The 11,621-nt window shown below is 74.5% G+C and carries 13 protein-coding genes; 7 read left to right on the top strand and 6 right to left on the bottom strand.

Annotated features, from left to right (window positions below; genetic code table 11):
* Window positions 1–21: 21 nt before the first annotated feature.
* Entirely contained in the window at window positions 22–654 is a 633-nt protein-coding gene (locus ACWEO5_RS01060) for an NUDIX domain-containing protein (protein ID WP_452158884.1), read from the bottom strand.
* A 78-nt stretch (window positions 655–732) separates the two neighbouring features.
* Here ACWEO5_RS01060 and ACWEO5_RS01065 point away from each other — a divergent pair, with 78 nt between their 5' ends.
* Both ACWEO5_RS01065 and ACWEO5_RS01070 read left to right on the top strand, forming a co-directional pair.
* Complete coding sequence (locus tag ACWEO5_RS01065; RefSeq protein ID WP_452158886.1) at window positions 733–2,187, top strand: cytochrome P450; 1,455 nt, start codon at window positions 733–735, stop codon at window positions 2,185–2,187.
* Entirely contained in the window at window positions 2,184–2,810 is a 627-nt protein-coding gene (locus ACWEO5_RS01070) for an HAD-IA family hydrolase (protein ID WP_452158888.1), read from the top strand. Before ACWEO5_RS01065 ends, ACWEO5_RS01070 begins: the two co-directional genes overlap by 4 nt.
* Window positions 2,811–2,841: 31 nt before the next feature.
* Here the strand turns inward: ACWEO5_RS01070 and ACWEO5_RS01075 are convergent, their stop codons facing one another.
* The gene (locus tag ACWEO5_RS01075; RefSeq protein ID WP_452158890.1) at window positions 2,842–3,666 is read right to left on the bottom strand and encodes a class I SAM-dependent methyltransferase; all 825 of its coding nucleotides are present in this window, start codon (window positions 3,664–3,666) and stop codon (window positions 2,842–2,844) included.
* 272 nt (window positions 3,667–3,938) lie between these two features.
* Here ACWEO5_RS01075 and ACWEO5_RS01080 point away from each other — a divergent pair, with 272 nt between their 5' ends.
* On the top strand, window positions 3,939–4,415 hold the full coding sequence (locus tag ACWEO5_RS01080; protein WP_452158892.1) for a hypothetical protein: 477 nt from the start codon (window positions 3,939–3,941) through the stop codon (window positions 4,413–4,415).
* Window positions 4,416–4,571: 156 nt separating this feature from the next.
* Here the strand turns inward: ACWEO5_RS01080 and ACWEO5_RS01085 are convergent, their stop codons facing one another.
* Window positions 4,572–5,006, bottom strand: a complete 435-nt coding sequence (locus ACWEO5_RS01085; protein WP_452158894.1) for an arsenate reductase ArsC — start codon at window positions 5,004–5,006, stop codon at window positions 4,572–4,574.
* Window positions 5,007–5,116: 110 nt separating this feature from the next.
* On the opposite strand from ACWEO5_RS01085, the gene ACWEO5_RS01090 reads away from it, so the two are divergent.
* Together ACWEO5_RS01090 and arsB are read left to right on the top strand one after the other, a co-directional pair.
* The gene (locus tag ACWEO5_RS01090) at window positions 5,117–5,422 is read left to right on the top strand and encodes an ArsR/SmtB family transcription factor (protein ID WP_452158897.1); all 306 of its coding nucleotides are present in this window, start codon (window positions 5,117–5,119) and stop codon (window positions 5,420–5,422) included.
* On the top strand, window positions 5,422–6,528 hold the full coding sequence (arsB, locus tag ACWEO5_RS01095; RefSeq protein ID WP_452158899.1) for an ACR3 family arsenite efflux transporter: 1,107 nt from the start codon (window positions 5,422–5,424) through the stop codon (window positions 6,526–6,528). Before ACWEO5_RS01090 ends, arsB begins: the two co-directional genes overlap by 1 nt.
* Before the next feature lie 161 nt (window positions 6,529–6,689).
* On the opposite strand, the gene ACWEO5_RS01100 is transcribed toward arsB, so the two are convergent.
* A complete protein-coding gene (locus ACWEO5_RS01100) occupies window positions 6,690–7,163 on the bottom strand; it encodes an N-acetyltransferase family protein (RefSeq protein ID WP_452159082.1) in 474 nt (157 codons plus the stop codon).
* 53 nt (window positions 7,164–7,216) lie between these two features.
* Window positions 7,217–7,576, bottom strand: a complete 360-nt coding sequence (locus tag ACWEO5_RS01105) for an ArsR/SmtB family transcription factor (RefSeq protein WP_452158901.1) — start codon at window positions 7,574–7,576, stop codon at window positions 7,217–7,219.
* 123 nt (window positions 7,577–7,699) lie between these two features.
* Between ACWEO5_RS01105 and ACWEO5_RS01110 the strand changes: the two genes are divergently transcribed.
* Entirely contained in the window at window positions 7,700–9,082 is a 1,383-nt protein-coding gene (locus ACWEO5_RS01110) for an FAD-dependent oxidoreductase (RefSeq protein WP_452158903.1), read from the top strand.
* Window positions 9,083–9,479: 397 nt separating this feature from the next.
* Here ACWEO5_RS01110 and ACWEO5_RS01115 read toward each other — a convergent pair whose 3' ends face one another.
* Complete coding sequence (locus tag ACWEO5_RS01115) at window positions 9,480–10,028, bottom strand: hypothetical protein (protein WP_452158905.1); 549 nt, start codon at window positions 10,026–10,028, stop codon at window positions 9,480–9,482.
* Between the two features lie 425 nt (window positions 10,029–10,453).
* Here ACWEO5_RS01115 and ACWEO5_RS01120 point away from each other — a divergent pair, with 425 nt between their 5' ends.
* On the top strand, window positions 10,454–11,608 hold the full coding sequence (locus ACWEO5_RS01120) for a hypothetical protein (protein ID WP_452158907.1): 1,155 nt from the start codon (window positions 10,454–10,456) through the stop codon (window positions 11,606–11,608).
* Window positions 11,609–11,621: the final 13 nt, after the last annotated feature.

Consider the following 11,621-nt stretch of genomic DNA (forward strand, 5'->3'; position numbering starts at 1 on the left):
GTCCGGGCGGGCCCCTGGCCGCTACTGCGGCACCGGAACGTCCAGGGCACCCGGGACCCCCGGGGCGCCCGGGACGCCCAGGACACCGGGTACGCCCAGGACACCGGGTACGCCCCGGACGCCGGGTACGCCCAGGACGCCCAGCCGGGCGAGGCGCAGCAGGGCGTCCCGACCGACCGGGTTGAACGGCCGGGGCGGCCGGGCGAGCAGTTCCCCCAGCGGCCGCAGCGCGTGCCACGCCACCTCGGCGACCAGCGGCGCGAGTCGGGCGCCGGCGGGCAGCCGCCAGTGGTGCACGGCCAGCCGGCAGGGCCCGTCGGGCGAGTCGTGCTGCTCCCGCCAACCCTCCTCGGGCCGGGCCGAGACGGCGAACTCCTCCGCCAACTCCCGCACCGCGGCCTCCAGGTAGCTCTCCCCGGCGCGCACCGAGCCGCCCACCAGGACGTCGTGGTGCCCCGGCAGCACCCGGGCCAGGTCCGGCCGCCGGTAGACCAGGACCCGGCCCCGGCCGTCGTGCACGACGGTCGCCGCGACCCGGTGGAACAGCCCGTCCAGCGGTCTGCGCCCCCGCACTCCGGTGGCGACCCGCCGGTCCGCGCCGTCCACGTAGTCGACGGGCTCGCCAGTGCTCGCACCGGAAGATCGATTCGTCACGGTGCGTATGTAAGGCGATACGCTGCGCGATGTCAAGGCGGTCGAGAACGGCCCGCCACCGCTATCCGTGGAGTTCAGATGACCGCCACCCGCGTACCGCCCGACCTGGACAGCCGGACGGTCGAGGACCCCCGGAGCCTGATCGAACTGCTGCGGGCGGCACAGCGGTTGGGGCCGACGGTCGGCCTCGACCTCGGCGGCCGGCGGGCCGTCCTGGTGACCGGGGCCGAGCAGCTCCGCGCCCTGCTGGTGGACGGCGACGCGCGGTTCACCAAGCAGTCGCACCGGGCCCGCATCCTGCTCGGCGACGGCCTGATCTCGGTCTCCGGGGAGCGGTGGAAGCGCCAACGCCGCCGCCTGCAGAGCTACTTCACCGGCGTCGGACTGCGCCGCAGCCTCCCGCACATCACCGCCGCGGCCCGCCGCACCGCCGACCGGTGGGCCGCGCTCTCCACCCGTGCGGACGCCACCACGGACCTCGGCGAGGACATGCGCCACTACGCCCTGGACGCGATCTGGCGGGTGCTCACCGGCCGGGAGCTCGACCCGGCGACAGCCCGCCGACTGGCCGTCCTGGACGAGGTGGTGGCCGCCCTGCCGACCATGGGCACCGACCCCGCCACCGACGCCCGGCTCGCGGACCGGATCGCCGAGATCGACGAGGTCGCCCGCGAGGTGATCGCCACCGCCCGCACCGAACTCCGCACCGGCGCAACCGACTTCCCCGCCACCCCCGGCTCCCCCGACTCCCCCGACTCCCCCACCGAACCTGCCGGCCCCGCCGAACCCGCCTCCGGCACCCCGCGCGGGATCCTGCACGACCTGCTCGATCCGGCCCTCGCCGACGGGAGCGGCCCCTACCCCGAGGCCCTGGTCCGCGACGAGTTGATCACCCTGGTGGTGGCCGGCTACGAGACCACGGCGACCGCACTGACCTGGCTGCACCTCCTGCTGCACGCCCAACCGCAGTGGCGCGCCTGGGCGTTGGACAGCGGACCGACCGGCTCCCCCGCCCGCGGCCGGGCGCTGCAGGCGCTGGTGTCCGAGGCGCTGCGGCTCTACCCGCCGGTCTGGCTGCTGCCCCGCCAGGCCGAGTCCGACGGCCCGTTGGGCCCGTTCGACATCGAGGCCGGCACCCGCGTGCTGGCCTGCCCCTACCTCACCCAGCGCGATCCGGAGCGCGTCCCCGAGCCCGACGCCTTCGACCCGGCCCGGTTCCTCGGCCCCGACCGCCCGGCCCACGACACCCATCTACCCTTCGGGCTCGGCCCCCGGGTCTGCCTGGGTCGGCAGTTCGCCCTGCTGGAGATGGAGGCACTGCTCGAAGCCGTACTCCCGCACTATGCACCGGAGTTGCGCACCCCGCCGCCCGCCCCCGTCTTCGCCGCCACCCTTCACCCGCACGGCCCCCTGCCCGCGACGATCCGCCCCACCGCCCCGGCGGCCCCCTCGACCCCGTCCACGCCATCGACCCCGCCCGCCCCCACGACCCCGCCCGCGCCGTCAGCCCTGACCGGTGGAGTGCCCGCGTGAACCGCACCGGCCTGGTCCTCGACTTCGGCGGCGTACTCACCACCCCGCTCCCCCGGGCGGTCCGCGCCTTCGAGCAGCGCGAAGGCCTGCCCGAAGGGGCCTGCCTGACCGCCATGTACCTGGACGAGGACAGCCGACGGCTCACCCACGACCTGGAGCTGGGCCGGCTCACCCAGACCGAGTGGAACCGGCTGATCGCCCCGGTCCTCGGCGTGCCCCCGGACGACCTGATGCGGCGGATGTTCGCCGACCTGCGGCCCGAGCGGCGCATGATCGACGCCGCCGCACGGGCCCGCGCGGCGGGCGTCAAGGTCGGCATCCTGTCCAACAGCGGCGGCCTGGACCCGTGGAACCTCTACGCCGACTACCAGCTCGACAGCCGCTACGACGCCGTCGTCCTCTCCGAGCGGCACGCCCTGCGCAAGCCCGACCCGGCGATCTACCGGGTGGTGCTGGAACTGCTCGAACTCCCCGGCTCCGCCTGCGTGTTCGTCGACGACACCGCCGGCTACCTGCCCGCCGCCGAGGAACTCGGGATGGCCACCGTGCACGCCGGGGACCCGGCCGGGACGATCGCCCGGCTCGAAGCGCTGCTGGGCGTGCCGTTGGCGGCGGACCGCTGACGGCCCGGGCCCGCCCCCGGCCCGCCGGTCGTCAGCGCGGTGCTCCGGCCGTCACCAGGTAGTAGTCGTAGTAGCCCTCCCGGTAGGCCCGCAGGAAGTTGCGGGGCCAGGTCTCGGGGGCCCAGAACTTGCTGACCCAGGCGTCCCAGCCGGACCAGACGTGCGGCCCGATCGAGGTGGCCCGGACCTCTGTCAGCCCGGCGGCGGCGAAGGCGTCGGTGAGCGCCCGCACCGGGTGCGCGTGGTCGAGCCCGGCGGGGAACTCGGGCAGCAGTTCGGCGAGTCGGGCCCGCCGCCCGGGCACGTCGTCGACGGCGAAGAAGGTGGCCACGGCCACCCGGCCGCCCGGGCGCAGCACCCGCGCCGTCTCGGCCGCGAAGGGGGTCAGCTCCGGGAAGTGCTGGGCCGCCTCCACGCTGACCACCGCGTCGAACTCGCCTTCTCCGAAGGGAAGTTGCTCGGCCGTCCCGTGGACGAACCGCAGCCGTTCGGGCTCGGCGGCGAGCAGTTCGGCGTGCGCGGTGCGGGCCCGCCGCAGTTGCTCGGGGTGGATGTCCATCCCGGTGAGCGCCGCGCCGTACTCGCGCAGGGCCAGCGCGCACCCCATGCCGATCCCGCAGCCGACCTCCAGGACCCGCGGGACCGGGGCGCCCGGTGGGAGGGCGGCGTCCAGGACGCACCGGTAGAGGTTCTCCTGGCTGCGGATCCGGGCGGCGCCGTCGAGCGGTCGGCCGAGGTCGATGTCCTGCCAGTGACCGAAGTTGATGAACCCTCCGGCGAAGAAGGGCGTCCGGCTCACGTCGTCCGGCCCGTAGGTCTCCTGCACCGCGGCGGGCATGGTGAGTTGCTCGTTCATGGGGTCGAAGCCTAGGAAGGATCGGCGACCGCCCGGGTGACCGTCACCCGTTCCGGTGAACGGCGTGTCCGGCGCCTGCGGCGCTCGGCGGCGCTCGGCGGCGCTCGGCGGCGCTCGGCGGCGCTCGGCGGCGCCGGAGTATCCCACTGGGGAGTGAGCCGTGCCGAATCGGCCCGGATCCGCTTGCGGGAACGCTACGTTGGACTCCCAGCCACCGACATGCGAGGGGGACCTGCTACGTGTCCGGCGAGCAAGCTGCCATCGACAGGGCCGTGAGCGCCGTCATCTCCGCCGTGCAGGCCGGTGACGTCGCCGGCCTGTACGAGTCCGTGATGCCGCCGGCGGGCCTGAAGACGCCGCCCGCCGAAGCCACCAACTGGTTCGCCCTGCTCCTGATCCACCTGGCGCTCGCCGCCTCGTCGGCGAGCGACCTGGAACCGGGCTGCTCCCGGGAGGCCGTCACCCAGTGGATCAGGGGCGTCCTGGGCCCGGCGCCCACTCCCGCCCTGATCCGCGGCGCGGACCCGGCCCGCATCGACCACGTCACGGCCGCCAACGCCGCGGCCGACCACGCCCGCTACGTCGGCTACGGCGTCGACCTGATGATGGTGGGCCTCACCCCGCCCGGCCAGGACGTGGACCGGCAGACCATCGAAGCCCACCAGGCGTCGACCAACGACAAGACCGTGCGCATCAACGTCATCGCCCTCCTCGCCAGCCTCGCCGCCGTCCCCGTCCGCCGCCGCTGACCCCGCTCCCCCGCTCCCCCGACCCGACGCCCCCGGCTCCCCCGACCCGCCGCCCCCGGCTCTCCCGACCGGGACGTGCGGCCGGCCCGGAGGACGGGCACCGGTCCCGGTCGCGGCAGGGGGCTTCCCGAGCGCGGCGGCCGGGAATGCACCGGGTCAGTCGTCCCGGCCGGCACCGGCCTTGGCGTCGATCTCGGCGATCAGGTCTTCGACCAGGGCCTCGATGGCGTCGCGGATCGGGCGGACGGCCTCGACTCCTCGGCCGGCCGGGTCCTCCAACTTCCAGTCCAGGTACTCCTTGCCGGGGAAGAAGGGGCAGGCGTCGCCGCAGCCCATCGTGATGACGTAGTCGGAGGACCGGACGGCCTCGGTGGTGAGGATCTTCGGCTTCTGGTCGGAGATGTCGACGCCGACCTCGGCCATCGCGGCGACGGCGGCCGGGTTGACCTCGTCGCCGGGGGCGGAGCCCGCGGAGCGGACCTCGACGCGGTCGCCCGCCAGGTGGGCGAGGAACCCGGCGGCCATCTGGGAGCGGCCGGCGTTGTGGACGCAGACGAACAGCACGGAGGCGAGCGGCGCGGCGGCGGTCATCGGTGGGTCCTTCGTTCGGGTCGGGCATCCGGACCGGGCAGGCGGCAGCGACCACAGGATGCATCAGCTGTCACTGGCGTCAGCCCCGGCTGATATGAAAGTATCAGCCCATGGTGATGTCAGTCGACACTGAACTGTTGCGGGTGCTGTCCGATCCGCTGCGGCTGCAGATCGTGACCCTGCTGGCCCGCGAGACCCTGTGCACCACGCACCTGGTGGCGGAGACCGGCGCCCGCCAGACCAACCTCTCCAACCACCTCAAGGTGCTGCGGGACGCCGGGGTGGTGGACACCGAGCCGTGCGGCCGGTTCACGTACTACCGGCTCCGCCCGGAGGTGCTGGAGTCGCTGTCCGCGCAGTTCGCCGACCTGGCCGCCACCGCCCGCGCCCACGCCGACAGCAAGAGGTCCTGCTGATGCCCCGCACCGAGTCCGCGCCGGACACCGGAGCCGCCGGAGCCGCCGAATCGGCGCCCGCGTCGGTCGCCGGGAAGCTCTCCTTCGTCGACCGCTACCTGGCGGTGTGGATCCTGCTGGCGATGGCCGTCGGCCTGGGCCTGGGCCGGCTGGTCCCGGGGTTGAACGACGCGCTCGCCAAGGTGGAGGTCGGCGGGATCTCGCTGCCGATCGCGCTCGGCCTGCTGGTCATGATGTACCCGGTCCTCGCCAAGGTCCGCTACGACCGGCTCGACACCGTCACCGGCGACCGCAGGCTCATGGCCTCCTCGCTGGTGATCAACTGGATCGTCGGCCCGGCCGTGATGTTCGCGCTGGCCTGGATCTTCCTGGCCGACCTGCCCGCGTACCGCACCGGCCTGATCGTCGTCGGGCTGGCCCGCTGCATCGCCATGGTGATCATCTGGAACGACCTCGCCTGCGGCGACCGCGAGGCCGCCGCCGTCCTGGTCGCGCTCAACTCCGTCTTCCAGGTCGTCATGTTCGGCCTGCTGGGCTGGTTCTACCTCGACCTGCTGCCCGGCTGGCTGGGCCTGGGCGAGGGCGAGCACCTCGACGTCTCGATGGGGAAGATCGCCCTCAACGTCGTCGTCTTCCTCGGCGTCCCGCTGATCGCCGGGTTCCTCACCCGCCGCCTGGGCGAGCAGAAGCTCGGCCGGGAACGCTACGAGAGCAACCTGCTCCCGAAGATCGGCCCCTGGACCCTGTACGGCCTGCTGTTCACCATCGTCATCCTGTTCGCCCTCCAGGGGAGGACGATCACCTCCCAGCCGCTGGACGTCGCCCGGATCGCCCTGCCGCTGCTCGCCTACTTCGCGATCATGTGGTTCGGCACCTTCGCCCTGGGCAAGGGCCTCGGCCTGACCTACGACCGCACCGCCACCCTCGCTTTCACCGCCGCGGGCAACAACTTCGAACTCGCCATCGCGGTGGCCATCGGCACCTTCGGCGTCACCTCCGGCCAGGCCCTCGCGGGCGTCGTCGGCCCGCTGATCGAGGTGCCGGTGCTGATCGCCCTGGTGTACGTCTCCCTCGCCCGGCGCAGGAAGTTCGCCCCGGCGAGCTGACCGAGCCCCCCTTCGGCACCGGGCCCGTCGGTCGACCAACCGGTGGTACCCGGTCGGGCCGAGGAACTGGGCGAACCGCTCCCGCGCCCGGGCCACGCCGAGGGCCGCCGCGCCGTCCTCCTCCGCCGCGCCGTCCCTTCCAGGGGGCCGGACAGCCGGATTCAGCCGATCGACGGGCTGCGGCGTTCGATCAGTACGGTGTCGCGCCAGCGGCCGTGGTGGCGGGCGACGCGTTCGCGGGTGCCGATGACGCGGAAGCCGGCGCGGGCGTGCAGGGCGAGGCTGGCGGTGTTCTCGGGGAAGACGGACGACTGGATCGTCCAGATCCCGGCCGCCTCGGTGGAGTCGATCAGCGCCGCCAGCAGGGCGCCCGCGATGCCCCGGCCGCGGTGGCCGGGGTGGACGTAGACGGAGTGCTCGACCACCCCGGCGTAGGCGGGGCGGGTGGAGACCGCGCTCACCGCCGCCCAGCCGAGCAGCTTCCCGTCCGGACCGAGGGCGACGTGCCGGTGCGCGGGCAGCCGGGCGGCGTCGAACGTCGCCCAACTCGGCGCCCCGGTCTCGAAGGTGGCGTTGCCCTCCTCGATGCCCGCCCGGTAGATCGCGAGCACCTGCTCGGCGTGCTCGGGCCGCATCGGGACGAGCCGGGGGTGGTCGACGGGCACGGGAGGTCCTCCGAGGGGGCGGGTCAGCGGTTCAGGTCGAGGAGTCGGGCCAGGCCGGCCAGGACGGACGGCTCGACCCGGTAGTACACCCAGGTGCCGCGCCGTTCGGAGGCCAGTAGTCCGGCCTCGCGGAGCTTCTTCAGGTGGTGCGAGACGGTGGGCTGGGACACACCAACATCCTGGATGTCGCACACGCACGCCTCGCCGCCCGGGTGGGAGGCGACCTTCGAGAACAGCCGCAACCGCACCGGGTCGCCCAGCGCCTTGAACATCGCGGCCATCCGCGCCGCGTCCGCCTCGGAGAGTTCCGCCGAGGTCAGCGGCGGGCAGCACGGCACCACCTCCGGTGCGAGCACCGGCAGCTCCACCCTCGAATTCGACATGCGCCTATATTGACACTCATCGATTCAGGGGGCAAGGTCGAAGGCGACAGCACATCGACACTTGTCGAATCAGGCGGGTCGCAGCCCATGTCGTCCCGCAGCTCGAAGGGGAGAGAACCTGCCATGACCTCCGACACAGCCGGCCTGCCCGTCCTCGTGATCGGCGCCGGACCGATCGGCCTGGCCGCCGCCGCCCACCTGCTGGAGCGCGGCCTCGAACCGCTGGTGCTGGAGGCCGGGCCCTCGGCCGCCACCGCCGTCCGCGCGTGGGCGCACGTGCGGCTGTTCTCCCCGTGGGCCGAGGTCGTCGACCCCGCCGCCGAGAAGCTGCTCGCCCCCACCGGCTGGACCCGCCCCGACGCCGACGCCTACCCGACCGGCGGCGAGTGGGTCGCCCAGTACCTGCAACCGCTCGCCGACGTCCTCGGCGGACGCGTCCGCTACGACGCCCGCGTCACCGGCGTCGCCCGCGCCGGACGCGACCGGATCGTCGACGCCGACCGCGAGCAGCAGCCCTTCACCGTTCACGTCACCCGCGCCGACGGCCGCGAGGAACGCCTGCTCGCCCGCGCCGTCGTCGACGCCTCCGGCACCTGGGCCACCCCCAACCCGCTCGGCGCCGACGGCCTGCCCGCCCTCGGCGAGCGCGCCGCCGCCGACCGGATCTCCTACCGCGTCCCCGACCTGCGCGACCCCGCCGTCCGGGCCCGCTACGCCGGGAAGCGCACCGCCGTCGTCGGCACCGGCGCCTCCGCGTTCACCGCCCTCGCGGCCCTCGCCGACCTCGCCGAGGACGCGCCCGGCACCCACGCGGTGTGGGTACTGCGCCGCGGCCTCACCGGCACCACCTACGGCGGCGGCAGCGCCGACCAGCTCCCCGCCCGCGGCGCCCTGGGTCTCGCCGCCAAGCAGGCCGTCGAGGACGGCCACGCCACCGCGCTCACCGGCTTCCGCAGCACCGCCGTCGAACGCGCCACCGGCGGCCGCCTGGTACTGATCGCCGAAGACGGCACCCGCACCGAGGAGTTGGACGAGGTGATCGTCCTGACCGGCCTGCGCCCCGACCTGTCCTTCCTCACCGAACTGCGCCTCGCCCTCGACGACCGCCTCCAGGCGCCCGTCGCGCTCGCCCCGCTGATCGACCCCAACCAGCACTCCTGCGGCACCGTCTACCCGCACGGCGCCAGGGAGTTGAGCCACCCCGAGCAGGACGTCCACCTGGTCGGCATGAAGTCCTACGGCCGCGCCCCGACCTTCCTCGCCCTGACCGGTTACGAGCAGGTCCGCTCCGTCGCCGCCGCCCTCGCCGGCGACCACGAGGCCGCCGCCCGGGTCGAACTCACCCTCCCCGAAACGGGCGTGTGCGGCGGCGCCGGCCTGTACGACGAACCCGCCCAGGACCAGGGGCAGGGCGGCGGCTGCTGCAGTGTTCCCGCCGCCCCGCAGCTCATCACCCTCGGCACCCCCACCACCGGCAGTTCCTGCACGCCCGACAACGGCTGCTGACCTGCCACGCCGCCGCGTCGGGGGCAGCGCGGTGCGCGCACGGGCGCGGCGGGTGCGGAGTGGGACAGCGGTCCCCGGCGACGAAGGTGGCGCCCCCGCGGGCGCGCGGCGGACCCGATGCGCGGCTGTTCTCCCGTGATGTGACGGCCCATCATGGGAGAACCCTCACCCACCGACGTACGGAGGCACCCCATGCGCTCCCCGCACCGACTCGCCGCCGCCCTGTCCGCCGTCCTGGTGCCGGCCGGCACCGCCCACGCCCACGCCGACACCGTCATCGCCGGCCTCTGACCGCCCGCGCCCGGACGCTGCGCCAGGTCCACTCCAGGACCTGCCGGGGAGCCCCGGGCCGGCCCCGGGCACGGGCCGGGCCGGGGACCACCTCGCGCGGGGCCGGTCAGAAGGTCAGGTCGACGTCCACGTGGCCGGTGCCGCCGTCCTGCCAGGGTCCCCAGCTGAAGAGCTCCGAGTTCGAGTAGTAGAAGTGCACGTCCGCGCTGAGCCGCCACGTGCCCTCCTGGAACCGCACCCGGCGGTCGCCGGCCAGGTAGGCTTCCTGGGCCGACCAGTTCCAGGGCAGGTTCCCGGTGGAGACGGTGCCGTCCGGGGCGGTCAACTCGTAGGTGCCCTCCATGCCGGCCCGGCCGTCCCTGATCCAGTCGCCCCTGAAGTTGTGGAACTTGGCCCACTTGATCGCGGCGACCGCCTGCACCGTGCCGTCGCCCATGTCCTTGATCCCGGCCGTCCAGCGGAACTCCCGCCTGCCGTCGCCGGGGTAGGAGTACTGGTCCTCGGCCCAGCGGTGCGGGCCGTCGACGACCTGGCGGTGGCCGGCCGCCGCAGCGGCGGGCGCCGCGACCGCGTGCGCCGGTCCGACCGCGGCGACCGGTCCCAGCAGCGCCGCGACCAGGGCCGCGGCCGGGAGCAGAGTACGGCGAAGTGGCATGACTCACCTGTCCTTCGATCGGGCGGCGCGCCCCGCGCCGCGACGATCACAGGCTGGCACGCGCACCACGGCGAATACGCCCGGGACACGCTCGCGGTCCACCGGCCGGGCGGTCGGCGCCCTGACGGGCCGGTGGACGCCGTCGACCGGGGCGTGCGCGTGCCCGCTTCCACTCCTCGATGCGGAAAATGCGCTCCCCGCGCTCTTTCACGCCGTGAACCGGACAGCGGGGGCGTCCCGAATGGTCTGCGGACCCTGTCCCATGCCACTGATTGTTGCCAGTGGCACGACCGGCGCTGACGGAGCATCCGCCCGGGCCGGTCCACGGCAACGCCCGGGGAAGACGTGCAGTCACCACCTGCGGCGGGTCCGCGACCAGGAAACAGCGCGAGCGGCTCACGGGCGATCGCCCGCAGGAGGAACACGTGAACAGGACACGACGGACCGAGCACTTCCCCGCCCACGCCGAGGACGGCCTGCTGGCGGTGACGTCCTTCGACCACCCGGTGCGCGGCCCGGTGAGCTGCCCGGCCGCCCCGGTGCTCGCGGCGTGGCTCGACACGTGGGGGGTGCCCACCAGGACCGGCCCCCTCCGCGGCGCGGGGGAAGGGGACGGGAGGGCCGGCACGCGTGACGGCCGGCTCGTCGCCACCACGTACGTCGACCCGGGTGGCGCGGTCAGGGGGATCGCCGTCCTCGCGCCGGACCTCCTCGTGGAGACGGCCACTGCGGCCGTCTCCACCTGGAGCGCGTGCCTGCGCACCCGTCGGCTCCTCGTCCCGGTGTTCGCTTCATCCTGCGACCCCGCCTCGACGGATGTGCCCGGGCCGAGGGCCCCGGGGCTCCCGGTGCTCGCGGGCACCTGCGCCGAAGAGTGCCCGCACCGCGCGCTCCTGCGCGAAGCGGTCCTCGACTACCGGAAGGAGCACGGGACGGTTCTGGTCGTCGGGCAGGCCGACCCGGGCGGGGACGGCCTCGTCGCCGGAGCCGGAGCGGGGCTCGTTCCGGTCCCGGACAGGACGGCGGCCGCGAAGCTCTCCGTCACCGATCCGCACGACCTCGCGTTCGTGGTCGCTCCCTGCACCGACACCCGCACCGCCGACCGCATCGTCTCCGTCCTGCGGGAGCGCTTCCCCCTGCTGCGCGGCCAGCACCCCGACCAGTGGTGCTACCGCAGCACCGACAACCGCTACGCCGCGCAGGCCGCCGTCGCCAACAGCGACCTCGCCCTGCTCCTGCAGGGCGCGCCCGCGGTCCCTCCTCGGGCCAGGAACACGCTCAGCGTGCGAACGCTCGCGGACCTCCGGCCGACCGACATCGCACAGGCGCAGACGATCGCCCTGCTGGGGCCGCCCGCGGAGCTGCCGCCCGGCGCCGGTGTCACGGTCGCCGACCTGGTCGAGGTCCTCTCGGGCCTCGGACCCGCCAGCGTCGTCCACCAGCGCTTCACCAGCGACGTCGCCGCCGGCACCACGGCCGAGACGGAGCGTCGGCGTCGGCGCCCCGGGGCTCTCGGCCGCGGCCCGGGCCCGGACGAGGCGGCCGCCGGCCTCTCCCCCTCGACCGACCAGCGGGTCTGACACTCCGCGCGTG

The organism is Kitasatospora sp. NPDC004272, assembly GCF_053603035.1.

Coding starts and splice junctions, on each gene's coding strand:
- ACWEO5_RS01065 (WP_452158886.1), top strand. CDS start 733: ATGACCGCCACCCGCGTACCGCCCGACCTGGACAGCCGGACGGTCGAG.
- ACWEO5_RS01075 (WP_452158890.1), bottom strand. CDS start 3,666: ATGAACGAGCAACTCACCATGCCCGCCGCGGTGCAGGAGACCTACGGG.
- ACWEO5_RS01085 (WP_452158894.1), bottom strand. CDS start 5,006: ATGACCGCCGCCGCGCCGCTCGCCTCCGTGCTGTTCGTCTGCGTCCAC.
- ACWEO5_RS01090 (WP_452158897.1), top strand. CDS start 5,117: ATGGTGATGTCAGTCGACACTGAACTGTTGCGGGTGCTGTCCGATCCG.
- arsB (WP_452158899.1), top strand. CDS start 5,422: ATGCCCCGCACCGAGTCCGCGCCGGACACCGGAGCCGCCGGAGCCGCC.
- ACWEO5_RS01100 (WP_452159082.1), bottom strand. CDS start 7,163: ATGCGGCCCGAGCACGCCGAGCAGGTGCTCGCGATCTACCGGGCGGGC.
- ACWEO5_RS01105 (WP_452158901.1), bottom strand. CDS start 7,576: ATGTCGAATTCGAGGGTGGAGCTGCCGGTGCTCGCACCGGAGGTGGTG.
- ACWEO5_RS01110 (WP_452158903.1), top strand. CDS start 7,700: ATGACCTCCGACACAGCCGGCCTGCCCGTCCTCGTGATCGGCGCCGGA.
- ACWEO5_RS01115 (WP_452158905.1), bottom strand. CDS start 10,028: ATGCCACTTCGCCGTACTCTGCTCCCGGCCGCGGCCCTGGTCGCGGCG.